The organism is Flavobacterium sp. (assembly GCF_013822155.1).
GTDB lineage: Bacteria > Bacteroidota > Bacteroidia > Flavobacteriales > Flavobacteriaceae > Flavobacterium.
In genome coordinates, this window is sequence record NZ_PNJW01000021.1 from 33,101 (window position 1) to 46,523 (window position 13,423).

7 protein-coding genes are annotated in these 13,423 nt (G+C 33.4%); 2 read left to right on the forward strand and 5 right to left on the reverse strand.

From position 1 onward, the window contains the following. Window positions 1–29: 29 nt before the first annotated feature. From C0512_RS07190 to gcvP, 5 genes are all read right to left on the reverse strand, one after another. Window positions 30–878: a glycosyltransferase family 2 protein gene (locus tag C0512_RS07190; RefSeq protein ID WP_290860084.1), complete on the reverse strand. Its 849-nt coding sequence runs from the start codon at window positions 876–878 to the stop codon at window positions 30–32. Next, complete coding sequence (locus C0512_RS07195) at window positions 878–1,402, reverse strand: methyltransferase (RefSeq protein ID WP_290860085.1); 525 nt, start codon at window positions 1,400–1,402, stop codon at window positions 878–880. Before C0512_RS07195 ends, C0512_RS07190 begins: the two co-directional genes overlap by 1 nt. 52 nt (window positions 1,403–1,454) lie before the next feature. Then, on the reverse strand, window positions 1,455–2,513 hold the full coding sequence (locus C0512_RS07200; RefSeq protein WP_290860086.1) for a 3-oxoacyl-ACP synthase III family protein: 1,059 nt from the start codon (window positions 2,511–2,513) through the stop codon (window positions 1,455–1,457). Window positions 2,514–2,633: 120 nt separating this feature from the next. Beyond that, on the reverse strand, window positions 2,634–3,020 hold the full coding sequence (locus tag C0512_RS07205) for a group III truncated hemoglobin (protein ID WP_290860087.1): 387 nt from the start codon (window positions 3,018–3,020) through the stop codon (window positions 2,634–2,636). A 112-nt stretch (window positions 3,021–3,132) separates the two neighbouring features. Further along, a complete protein-coding gene (gene gcvP, locus C0512_RS07210; RefSeq protein ID WP_290860088.1) occupies window positions 3,133–5,976 on the reverse strand; it encodes an aminomethyl-transferring glycine dehydrogenase in 2,844 nt (947 codons plus the stop codon). A gap of 280 nt (window positions 5,977–6,256) precedes the next feature. Between gcvP and C0512_RS07215 the strand changes: the two genes are divergently transcribed. Further along, window positions 6,257–9,622 (forward strand): CotH kinase family protein, encoded by a 3,366-nt coding sequence (locus C0512_RS07215; protein WP_290860089.1) that lies wholly within the window; start codon window positions 6,257–6,259, stop codon window positions 9,620–9,622. 159 nt (window positions 9,623–9,781) lie between these two features. Further along, a partial coding sequence (locus C0512_RS07220; RefSeq protein WP_290860090.1) for a CotH kinase family protein occupies window positions 9,782–13,423 on the forward strand: 3,642 nt, incomplete at its 3' end.

The window sequence follows — 13,423 nt, forward strand, 5'->3', positions numbered from 1 at the left end:
ACGAATTAACATTTTCCTCTTTTTAAACCCTAAAATAATTTTTCTTTCATGGTTTTCCATCGATACTTTTTAATAAATTCAGCTTGCTCTTGGGTTACTAAAAGTGGGTTTTTAGCCATTTTAGCTTTCCAAAAACCTTGCATATAATCAAAAAAAAGTAATGGTTTTCGTTTAAGAATAGCTAATTTGGCTGAAGCAATAGCAGTAATCCAAAAACCATATCCTAAAGAATAGAATGCTTCACCTTGCTTAAAACGTGCATTTTTGTTGTAATTTACTCCGGTAGGTTTTAAGTGTTTGACTTTCAGTGTTGCATCTGTTACCACTCTCCAATTATAAAATTTGCAAAGTAATTCGTCAACCGTATCCCAACCCATTGCTGGTTTTAGTTCGCCAATTTGTTTGAAAGTTTCTTTCCGATAGGCTTTAAAAGCTCCTCGTATATGGTCTTTGTCCGTTAGATTTTCTAAAATCCATTCTCCTTTTTTTTCAATATAGGCAAAACCTCCAACCATTCCAATTCGTTTATCTGTTTGAAAATGCGTTTGAATTGTTTCAAAATAATTGATTGGAAAAATTAAATCAGCATCGGCCTTTACAATAAAATCATATTCATTATCGAGCAATGCTAATCCTTTTTGAAATGCTTGAATTACTTTACTTCCCGGTAGATGTGAGGCATCTGAAGATATAGTAGTCCATGAAACCCAAGGATGTTGATTAGCAAATTCTCGAATAATTGTTTCTGTATTATCGGTAGAATTATCATTTACAATCACCATTTTTTTTGGTAAATGGGTTTGTTTGGCAATTGATTCAAGCGTTAAGCCAACAAATGCTTCTTCGTTGTGTGCCGGAATGATAATATAGTAATTCATCATGTAGCTTTTTCAGCATAAACCAAATAATACCTATTGGTGAAGTATCTTAATAATGGGCGAAAACCTAATTTTTTAACCGGATGTGTGAATTTAATTTTATCAATAATTTTCCAACCGGTTTTTTCAAGTAACCAATCCAATTGCCAATCTTCAAATTCATGATAATGTCGATCCCATTTTTCTGTTTTACTACGATAGGCAGATGAAAACCAAAGGCGTAACGGGATAGAAATAAGAATTTTATCAGCATTGCAATTTTGTAAAACAGTATATGGGTTTAATAAATGTTCAAAAATTTCAAAAGCAGTAACTACGGAATAATGCTCGTTGATGAGTGAACTTTGATTTTCATCTAAGTCTTCTCCTTTTGTGTTGATAACGTTATATCCATTTTCAGACATTATTTTTGAGAAAGGATTTTCAACTCCTAAATCCAAAATTTTTTCGGATGTGGAAATGTTTTTTTGTAAAAACGCAAGCGTGATTTTGAATCGTTTATTCGGAAATGTTTTTTCGTACATTTTAAATTTTAATTAAAAGATGAAAGCAATTGATAGAATTCATTTTTTAAAATTACATTTGATATACAATTGCATTAATATTCATTCCTGAACCTACGGAAGCAAAAAGTATAACATCCCCTTTGTTTAATTCTTGATTTTTTAATTTACCTCGAGCCATTAAATCATATAAGGTTGGGACTGTGGCAACGCTTGAATTCCCTAATTCATGAATACTCATTGGCATTACACCTTCAGGAGGAGTTTGTTTATAAATTCGGTAAAATCGTTGAATAATGGCTTCATCCATTTTCTCATTTGCTTGATGAATAAGGATTTTTTTAACCTGAGAAATAGCAATACCACTTTTGTCTAAACAAGCAGCCATCGCTTTTGGAACTTGACTTAAGGCAAATTCATATATTTTTCTGCCTTGCATTTTAATGTAGCGAACATCCGGATTGTGAGTTTTATTAAAAGAACTTCCAAAAAATAAATAATAAGCTTCGTCATACGTAAAAGTAGCAGTAGAATGGCTTAGAATTCCGCCATCTTCCTCTGTAGCTTCAATTATTGTTGCTCCGGCACCGTCAGAATAAATCATGGAATCTCTGTCGTGCATATCAACAACTCTGGATAATGTTTCCGCCCCAATCACTAAACATTTTTTTGCCATTCCGGCTTTAATAAATGCATAAGCTTGAATAACGCCTTCAATCCATCCGGGACAACCAAATAGGATGTCATAGGCTACACAATTTGGGTTTTTTATCTTCAAATTGTGTTTAACTCTTGAAGATAAACTAGGTAATAAATCAGTTTGAATAGTTCCTTTTTTAACGTTTCCGAAATTGTGAGCAAAGATAATGTAGTCTAGTGTTTCCGGATCAATAGCAGCATTCTCAATTGCTTTTTGTGCAGCAAAAAAAGCGATATCAGAGGTCAATAAATCATCAGTAACATATCTTCGCTCTTCAATTCCTGTTATTTCTTTAAATTTTTCCGTAACAATATCGTTTGGGTATGGAAATGGCGTACCATCATCATTTAAAAACGTATGTTTAGCAAAATCTAAATTTGATATTTTTTCAGTTGGAATGTAACATCCGGAACCTGTTATTTTTATATTCATAACTTTATATAATCAGTTAAGGTACAAAATTATTAATTATAATCGTTTTACGTTTCGAAATCGTTCAATAACTTTTTGTTTTTATGAAAAAATCATTAATTAGACTTTAAATTAAGAATGTCATATTTCCTCTTTTTTTTGGTTCAAAATTTTTATCTGCATAACGGTAGCAATGCTTAAAGCTTGTGTTTTTATGCGTTCTGCTTTTTCACCTTTAAAATTTTCATCTACTGAATTATAAAAATGATTCAACCAAATGCTAAATAATTCCGGTGATAAATATTCTTTTTCATTCACGTCTAAATGAATTTGTGTCAAATTTTTTGAATAACCTCCCGTTCCTAAAATCCCTTGAGACCAAAAGGTAACTAATATGGGAAGGTGCTCTTCCAATTTAATTTTAACAACATCGGTAAAAATGTAGCTGATTGTTTTATCAGCCAGCAGTTTTTTGTAAAATTCATCAACCAATAAATATAAATCTTCTTGGGTTTGTATATCGGACATTTTATTGTGAAATGGGAAATGATTATGGGTAAATGGTAAAAGTAAAAAAAGTTTAAAGAAGTAACGAAACAACTTTAAACTTTTTTGAACCTTGAACTATTTTAAATAAAATTTACATGTAGGCTTCAATAGGAGCACAACTGCAAACTAAATTTCTATCGCCATAAGCATCGTCAACTCGGCGAACACTTGGCCAGAATTTGTTTTCTGAAATATAATCTAATGGAAATGCCGCTTGTTCTCTGGTATAAGGAAAATCCCAGTTGTCTGCAGTCAGCATAGCCAATGTATGTGGAGCATTGTGTAAAACAGTTGAATGATTGTCGGCGGTTGCCTCTTTTATTTCTTTACGAATAGAAATCATCGCGTCACAAAAACGGTCTAATTCTCCCAAATCTTCTGATTCAGTTGGTTCAATCATTAACGTTCCGGCTACCGGGAAAGAAACAGTTGGTGCGTGGAATCCATAATCCATCAATCGTTTAGCAATATCGGTTACTTCCACACCTTGTTGTTTGAAAGCACGACAATCTAAAATCATCTCGTGAGCCGCTCTTCCACATTCTCCGGAATACAAAATGGGATAGTGTTCTTCTAAACGAGCTTTCATATAATTTGCATTCAAAATAGCATATTCTGTTGCTTTTTTCAATCCTTCAGCACCAAGCATAGAAATATATCCATAGGAAATTAAACAAACTAAAGCAGATCCATAAGGTGCTGCAGAAATTGCTGTAATCGCCTGATCTCCACCAATACTGATAATTGGATTTGAAGGTAAAAAAGGCACTAATTTTTCATTAACACATATTGGACCAACACCAGGACCGCCACCACCATGAGGAATGGCAAACGTTTTATGCAAATTTAAATGACAAACATCAGCACCAATTGTAGCAGGATTTGTTAATCCAACTTGAGCATTCATATTGGCTCCATCCATGTAAACCAATCCTCCATTATCATGAATTATTTGTGTAATTTCACGAATTGCACTTTCAAAAACACCGTGAGTAGAGGGGTAGGTCACCATTAAACAAGATAAATTAGCAGCATGCTCAATAGCTTTTGCTCTTACATCTTCTACATCGATATTTCCATTTTCAGTAGTTTTTGTAACGATAATTTCCATGCCGGCCATTGCCGCTGAAGCAGGATTAGTTCCGTGTGCAGAAGCAGGAATCAAACAAACATTTCGGTGTTTATCACCACGAGATAAATGATAAGCACGAATGGTCATCAAACCGGCATATTCTCCTTGAGCACCAGAATTTGGTTGTAAAGTAGTACCGGCAAAACCAGTTACTACATTTAATTGTTGCTCTAGTTTTTTTAGCATGATTTGATAACCTTCTGCTTGATCAATTGGGGCAAAAGGGTGTATGTTGTTCCAGTTAGCCATGCTCAAAGGAAGCATTTCGGCTGCGGCATTTAATTTCATTGTGCACGACCCAAGAGAAATCATGGAATGATTTAGGGATAAATCTTTGCGTTCAAGTTTTTTGATATAACGCATCAATTGACTTTCAGAATGATGGTTATTAAAAACGTCATGTGTTAGAAAAGCAGATTTTCTAACCAGATTTTCCGGAATCATTGATTCATTAACTAATTGACTTATAGATGAACTTTCTTTTCCAGTAGCTTCAGCGAAAATAGAAATGATTTGATTGATATCATTAATGGAAGTTGTTTCATTTAATGAAATAGAAATGGTTTCACTATCAACATAAAAGAAATTAACTTCATGTTTTTCTGCAATTGATTTTACTTTTTGAGCGTTTGCTTTTACTAAAAGTGTATCAAAAAAAGAGGAATTTGTTTGATAAACACCTAATTTATTTAATGCATTTGCAAGCGTTACTGAAGAGGAATGAACTTTATTGGCTATATATTCCAACCCTTTTGGGCCGTGAAAAACAGCATACATTCCGGCCATAACAGCCAATAAAACTTGAGCGGTACAAATGTTAGAAGTTGCTTTTTCTCGTTTGATATGTTGCTCGCGTGTTCCTAAAGCCATTCTCAAAGCACGATTTCCGTTAGCATCGATAGTTACACCAATGATTCTTCCCGGCATTGAACGTTTGTATTCTTCTTTAGTGGCAAAATAGGCAGCATGTGGTCCGCCATAACCCATCGGAATACCAAAACGTTGCGTGGTTCCAACAACAACATCAGCTCCAAATTCGCCCGGAGGAGTTAATTTTACTAAAGATAAAATATCAGCTGCTACGGTCACTTTGATTTCTTTTTCTTTTGCTTTAGAAATGAATTTAGCATAATCATTCACTTGACCAAATTTTCCTGGATATTGTAAAATTGCACCAAAGAAATCGGATGAAAAGTCAAAATTTTCGTGATTTCCTACTACTAATTCAATCCCTTTCGGAGTTGAACGTGTTTGTAAAACCGATAGAGTTTGTGGTAAAATTTCTTCAGAAACAAAAAATTTGTTGCAATTATTTTTCTTCTGATCTCTTGTTCTAACATCAAATAAAAGAGCCATTGCTTCAGCAGCTGCAGTTCCTTCGTCAAGAAGAGAAGCATTGGCAATTTCCATTCCTGTTAATTCAATTACAGTGGTTTGAAAATTTAAAATAGCTTCTAAACGGCCTTGTGCAATTTCTGCCTGATAAGGGGTGTAGGCGGTATACCAACCTGGATTTTCAAAAATATTTCGTTGAATTACTGCTGGTACAATTGCAGGATTATAACCTAAACCTATGTAAGATTTATAAACTTTATTTTTGTTGCCTAGTTCCTGAATATGATTCAAATATTCATATTCGGTCATGGCGGGGTCTAATTCTAAGTCTTTTTTAAGTCGGATATCATCCGGAATCGTTTCAAATATAAGTTGGTCAAAACTTTCAACTCCTATGGTTTTGAACATGTGATTTAAGTCGTTCTCACGTGGACCTAAATGGCGTAAAGCAAAGGCATCTGTTTTCATTTAATTTGATGTGGTAAAATTTGTGTTGTTTTATGCTCACAAAAGTAATTATTAAGGATGTATTTTTTCGTTAAACAAGGGCTAATATTTTTTGAATTTTTCAACTAAATGATGATTTTATCAACAAAATAATAAATTATTAATAGACTAAAATTTATAAGTCCAATATTTTTTTAACATTTGGTCGTCATAAAATTACTATTTAACGATTATGTTATCAAAAAATTAATAGATTGTAAAATGTTGCATAATTTTGATAAATATTTTAAAACCTACTTTGATGAAAAAAATTACTCTTTTTGTATTTTTCCTTTTAGGAATCAATACATTACATAGTCAGACATTGGTTATAAATGAAATTATGTCTACTAATACAGCAGTCATAACAGATGATGATGGTGAATACCAAGATTGGATTGAAATTTATTATAACGGAGCTATTGCTTTCAATCTAGAAGGTTATGGAATTTCAGATGATGTAACCTTACCTTACAAATGGGTTTTCCCAGAATATTGGATTGAACCGGGAGATCATTTAGTACTGTGGTGTTCAGATAAAAATAGAACAGACATAAATAACGATTTACACACAAATTTTAAAATAGGTTCAGGGGGTGAAATAATTACTTTAACCAAACCAGATGGTTCAGTTGCTGATACCTATCCGGCTGTTGTTATTGGCAATAATATATCCTACGGTAGACAAACTGATGGTGCTGCAACCTTAGTTTATTTTGCACAGCCAACACCTTGGGAAAGCAATACAACACAAGGGTACAGTCAGGTTTTAGTTGCTCCTTCTGTCTCTGCAGCCAGTGGTTTTTTTACAAGTAATTTTCCCTTGACGGTATCTCATCCCGATCCTACCGTAACTATTGTTTACACCTTAGATGGTTCTGACCCTGAATTAACAAATGTTTCCGGAACAAATTACAATTATAAAAACAGTTATGTAGAAATACCCGGACAAACAAGTGGTCCACTTCTTCAAAACAGTTACCGATCATTTAGTTATTCAGCTCCAATTACAATTACAGATAGATCTTCTCAGCCAAATGACTTGGCCAAAATGTCTTCTACTTATCATAATGTTGCTTCTTACGTTCCCACTTTTAATATTTTTAAAGGTACTGTAGTTCGAGTTAGAGCGTTTAAGGCTGGAGCATTACCAAGTCCGATAATAACTAAAACCTATTTTGTATCTCCCCAAGGAACTTCAAGATTTACATTACCGGTCGTTTCACTTAGCTTAACAGAAACTAAATTTTTCGATTATGAAGATGGAATATTCGTAGCCGGAAAAGATTTTGATGATTGGAGAGCTTTAAATCCAACAGAAGTCGCTGATAATAATACAGTTAATGATATCAATGCAAATGCAAATTATGTGCGTTCAGGAGATTTAACCGAGCAAGTAGGAAATATTAGCTATTTTGTGGGTGGAAATGAAGTCTTAAACCAAAATTTAGGAATTAGAATTAATGGTGGAAATTCCAGAAATATTCAAAGTAAAGCACTAAGGCTGTACGCTCGTTCTGAATATGGCTCAGATGCTTTTAATTATCCTTTTTTCTCAGATGAAAATTATAACAGTTATAAAAGATTAGTACTTAGAAATTCTGGACAAGATTTTTACAGCACTTTATTCAGAGATGCTTTTACACAGGATTTAGTTAAAACCTTAAAATTGGACACAAAAGCTTATCAGCCAAGTATTGTTTTTGTCAATGGTGAATATTGGGGTATTTTAAATCTTAGGGAACGATATGATGATAAATATTTCAAAAGAGTTTACGGAATTGATGAAATTGACTTAGACTATTTGAAAGATGATTTAACTCCGGATACTGGTGATAATGATCACTATTTTGCGATGACTGACTACATGGAAGCCAATTCTTTGGCTAATCAGGCAAATTACAATTATATTACAACTCAATTAGATCCGGAAAACTTCAGAGATTATAACATCACTAATATATATGCTCAAAACACGGATTGGCCTGGTTGGAATACTGTTTTTTGGAGAAAAAGAACTGTAGCATACGAACCAAATGCACCCTATGGTCAAGATGGACGATGGAGAGCCGGAATGAATGATTTAGATGATGGTTTTGGAAATTATCCAAGTGGAAGTGGTCACAATACTTTAGAATTTGCTACAGCAACCGGAATATTTGATTACCCAAATCCGGAATGGTCAACACTAATTTTACGAAAATTATTAGAGAATAATGGTTTTAAATTAGATTTTATTAATCGATTTGCCGACATGTTGAACACCTATTTTCTACCATCTAGAGTAGTTAGTAATATTAACTTGTTCAAAGCCAGAATTCAACCGGAAATTCAAGAACATATTGATCGTTGGGAATCTCCGGAAACTGTCGAAGTTTGGGATGATTATAGTATTCAACAAATGATTAATTTTGCGAATACAAGACCAACATATCAAAGACAACATATTAGAAATAAATTTGGAATTACAGGAGATATTAATGCTACACTAGATGTAGACGATATAACTCACGGTTTTATTAAAATTAATACAATTGAAATAAAATCCACTACACCTGGTGTGTCTGAAGACCCTTATCCTTGGACAGGAATTTATTTTCAAAACATTCCGGTTACATTAAAAGCAATTCCATTACCGGGATATATTTTTAGTCACTGGACGGGTGCTTCTACGAGCACAAATGCAGAAATTACTATTACTACAGCAAACAATTTCAGTGTGACCGCTCATTTCGTTCTATCAGGTGGCCCTGGATCAGAAGTGCCAATTTATTTTTGGAATTTAGATACTACAATTGCTAATGATACACCGCTTACAAGTTTGAATTCAACTTTTGAAGTTCCTTCGGAAGGTGTTTTACAATATCAATCCTGTTTAACCGGTTATCCTTTTGATGCAACTAGTCCAAATTGGAGAAAAGCATCAATGGAAAGAAGAAATAGTCCAACGGATATCAATTATATTCCGGAAGCAAATAATAATATTCCTTTTGCTACTTCAAATATGAGAGGAATTCAAATTAAACAACCATTTACAAATAATGGTCAACAAAATGCTTTAATTTTTAATGTTTCCTCTTTAGGGTATAGAGATTTAAAATTTGCATTTGCAGCCAAAAATGAATTAGCAGCTGAAGGACTTATATTTGATTACTCAACTGTTTCAGGAACACCAAACTGGATTTTAACAGGCTTGAGCTCATCTGCATTGCCATTAACAGATGCTTACCAATTATTTAATATTGATTTTGTGAATGTTCCTCTTTCTGATAATAATCAGAATTTAAAAATAAGAGTTCGATTTTCCGGAGCTAATTTAGCAGAGGATTTAGGGAATAGAGTTACTTTCAACAATTTTAGTGTTAGAGGAGTATCACTTAATCTTGGAGTTGAAGAAAACACAGCACTCGTTTTCAAAGTATTTCCAAACCCAACAACAGAACTGTTGAATATCGCTCACAATTATACAAAAGTGGATTATAATCTTTATACAATAGATGGAAAACTAATAAAATCTGGAGAATTAGAAACTTCACAAATTAATATTGGTGGCCTTCAAAGTGGAATTTATTTGTTACAACTTAATGCAGAAGGTAAATCTGATATGAAGAAAATAATCAAAAGATAAATCATTTAAATAATTTTATAAAAAAGGAGGCATATTAGCCTCCTTTTCGTTTTATCGATAATATGTGGTTTTAATCGATAAAATGATAGAGTAGGTTTTTAATTAAACTACTTTTATAAAAACAATTCCATCCACCTAATATTTTTGAATATGAATAAAATGCTGCTAATCGCCGCTGTGATTTCTATTGCCTATACCTTTCCGGCTATTAGCCAAAATATTGTGATTAATGAAGTTTTAGCATCTAATACTTCCACAAACATGGATGAAGATGCCAGTTATCAGGATTGGATAGAATTGTATAATACAGGTTTGTCACCCATAAACTTACAAGGATATGGTTTGACAGACGACTCAACCCTATTATTTAAATGGGTTTTCCCTAATGTAACAATTAATCCGGGGAGTTATCTTTTAATTTGGGCATCAGACAAAAACAGAACTGATCCCGCTAATCCGCTACATTCTAATTTTAAAATTAGTGGAGATGGGGAAACAATATCTTTAACAGAGCCTTTAGGAACGGTCGTGAATTCTGCCCCAGCAGCTCCAATGTTAGCAAATATTTCTTATGGAAGATCGCCCAATGGTGTTGGGGAATTTGTTTATTTTCAAATTCCAACACCCAATGCTGAAAACACAGGAATTGGATATAACGAAACACTTAGCCCACCTCAATTTTCTCAAAATTCAGGTTTTTTTACTTCAGGTTTTAATTTGATGCTCTCTTCTGTAGATGAGGGTGTTACAATACTTTACACGTTGGATGGCTCTGAACCAGATGAAAATAATTTATCTGGAACGACTTATAGTTATAAAAATCAATATCCAAAACTTCCGGGTCAGGCATTTGGCACGTTTTTATATAACTCTTTTCAAACCCTTGCTTATTCTTTGCCAATACCAATTGTTGATCGGTCACCGTTACCAAATAAAGTTTCAATGATTTCATCTACGTATGATTTTATACCACCTTATTTACCCAATAATCCAATTTTCAAATCAACAGTTGTCCGGGCAAAAGTTATAAAGGCAGGTGCTTTAGCTAGTCCTATTGTAACTAAAAATTATTTTATTTCGCCTCTAGCAAATAATGAATTTACACTTCCAATTGTGTCATTAAGTATTGATGAAAATAAATTATTTGATTATAACAATGGTATTTATGTTGCAGGATTAGATTTTGATACTTGGCGTATCAATAATCCAACCGATGTGGCAGATTATGAAATTGGAAATTTTGCTCGAAAAGGCGCAACTTCTGAAAGAATCTCTAATTTTAGTTATTTCGTGAATGGTTTAGAAGTAATAAATCAAAATATTGGAATTCGAATTCGTGGAAATTATTCCAGAATTTATCCAAGTAAATCATTCAATTTCTATGCTAAAACAGAATATGGTGATGAGGATTTGGATTATACTTTCTTTTCTGACCAAACGGATAATAGTTACACCCGACTTTCTTTAAAAAATTCAAGTGGTGATTTTTATCACACAATGTTTCGTGACCCTTTGAATCATGAATTAATTAAAGGCTTGAGGGTAGAAACCGAAGCATATCAACCAACAATAACATTCATAAATGGGGAATATTATGGTATATTAAGTTTACGAGAAAAGTATGATGATAAATACTTTAAAAGAGAATACGGAATTGAAAGTGACCAATTAGATGTTTTAGAAAATAATGCCATCGAAGAGGAAGGTGATAATGAACATTATCTTGAAATGATTGAATATTTTGAAAGTCATTCCTTGGCACCTACAAATCACTACAATTATATCAAAACCCAAATGGATACTGAAAATTTTCAGGATTATTTTATTTCTAATATTTTTTTTCAAAATGTAGATTGGCCGGGGAATAATATTATTTATTGGAGAAAAAAAACGGCTCAATATGAACCAACTGCTCCTTATGGATTAGACGGAAGATGGCGTTGGGCAATTCATGATATGGATTCAACATTTGGAATTAGTGGAGGAAGTATTTCTCTAAATTCATTAGCAAATGCAACTGCAGAAAATGGTCCGGAATGGCCAAATCCGGAATGGTCAACGTTGATATTAAGAAAGCTATTGGAAAATAATTCTTTTAAAAATGATTTTATCAATCGTTTTGCGGATTTAATGAATACTTATTTTCATTCGGATAGGATTGTTGAAAAAATTAATTCAATGAAAACCGTTTTAGAACCTGAAATGCCAAAACAATTTGACCGTTGGAAAGCTCCTCAAGATTTTGGTGATTGGAATTATTTTTTAAATAGAGAAATTGATTTTGCTAATCAAAGATCCGGATTTCAAAGAACTCACATCCGCGATAAATTTGGTATTGCTACAAATATTGAGGTTACTATTGATGTTTCTAATCAAGACCATGGATTTGTAAAAATAAACACAATTGATGTTCTTTCTACAACTCCTGGAATTAATTCAAATCCATATCCTTGGGTGGGAATTTATTTTTCGAATATTCCTGTAAAATTAAAAGCTATTGCAAAAGAAGGCTATGTTTTTAGTCATTGGGAGGGAATTTCTACAAGTACAGAGGAAGAAATTATAGTTGATTCAGCCATTAATTTTTCAGTAACGGCCATTTTTGTCCCAGAAGGATTTGCAGTTGAATCGGTTGAACCAATTTATTTTTGGTTAATGAATTCTTCTTTGCCAAATGATACCCCAATTGTTTCAATTAATTCAACTTTTGAGGTTTTAAATGATGGTGTTCTTACTTTTCAATCTTGTTTAGAAGGTTATCCGTTTACCAATGCTCATCCAAACTGGAGAAAAGCATCGATGGAGAGAAGAAATAGTCCAACGACGATTAATTATATCCCTGAAGCTAACAACAATATACCTTTTGCTTCAGCAAATATGCGAGGATTACAAATTAAGCAACCTTTTCAATATCAGGGTTTAGAAAATACTATGATTTTTACTTTTTCAACCTTAGGATATAAAGATATTATTTTTGGATTTGCAGCTAAAGATGAAAATGCAGCCGATGCAATTGTAGTTGATTATTCGATTACAGAAGGAAATCCGGTTTGGATATCAACCGATTTAACTGAAACATCTCTTGCACTAACATCCAATTTTCAACTGTTTGAAATTGATTTTTCAGCCATTTCGGGAGCAGCAAATAATCCTAATTTCAAAGTTAGATTACGATTTACAGGACCTAATATGACAATTGATAATGGTGATAGGGTCACTTTTAATAATTTTTCTGCCAAAGGTGTTCAGTTGCCATTGCAATATCCTACTCCGAATGTATTCACAATTGGGACAGAAATTTTACCTTTAATTCCTACCGTTACATCTGTAGCAGATAGTTATTCCATCGAACCGAGTTTACCAAACGGATTAAGTTTCAACACCGCATCGGGAATTATCTCCGGAACACCGACAGAATTATCAGCGGCCACGAATTACACAGTAACGGCAAGTAATACTGGTGGAAGCACAAGTTTTGTACTATCGATTGCAGTGATAGACCAAGCTCCAATGAGTTTAACGTATTCGACTCCGAATATCTTCACAATTGATGAGGCCATTACGGATTTGATTCCAACGATTTCCGGCGGAGCAGTTTTGGATTATTCCATCGAACCGAGTTTACCAAACGGATTAAGTTTCAACACCGCATCGGGAATTATCTCCGGCACACCGACAGAATTATCAGCGGCCACGAATTACACAGTAACGGCAAGTAATTCCGGTGGAAGCACAAGTTTTGTGTTGTCGATTGCAGTGATAGACCAAGCTCCAATGAGTTTAACGTATTCGACTCCGCGA

Bases quoted from the DNA above. Each gene is read 5' to 3' on its own strand.
- C0512_RS07200 (WP_290860086.1), bottom strand. From the start codon at position 2,513: ATGAATATAAAAATAACAGGTTCCGGATGTTACATTCCAACTGAAAAA.
- C0512_RS07215 (WP_290860089.1), top strand. From the start codon at position 6,257: ATGAAAAAAATTACTCTTTTTGTATTTTTCCTTTTAGGAATCAATACA.
- C0512_RS07205 (WP_290860087.1), bottom strand. From the start codon at position 3,020: ATGTCCGATATACAAACCCAAGAAGATTTATATTTATTGGTTGATGAA.
- gcvP (WP_290860088.1), bottom strand. From the start codon at position 5,976: ATGAAAACAGATGCCTTTGCTTTACGCCATTTAGGTCCACGTGAGAAC.
- C0512_RS07190 (WP_290860084.1), bottom strand. From the start codon at position 878: ATGAATTACTATATTATCATTCCGGCACACAACGAAGAAGCATTTGTT.
- C0512_RS07195 (WP_290860085.1), bottom strand. From the start codon at position 1,402: ATGTACGAAAAAACATTTCCGAATAAACGATTCAAAATCACGCTTGCG.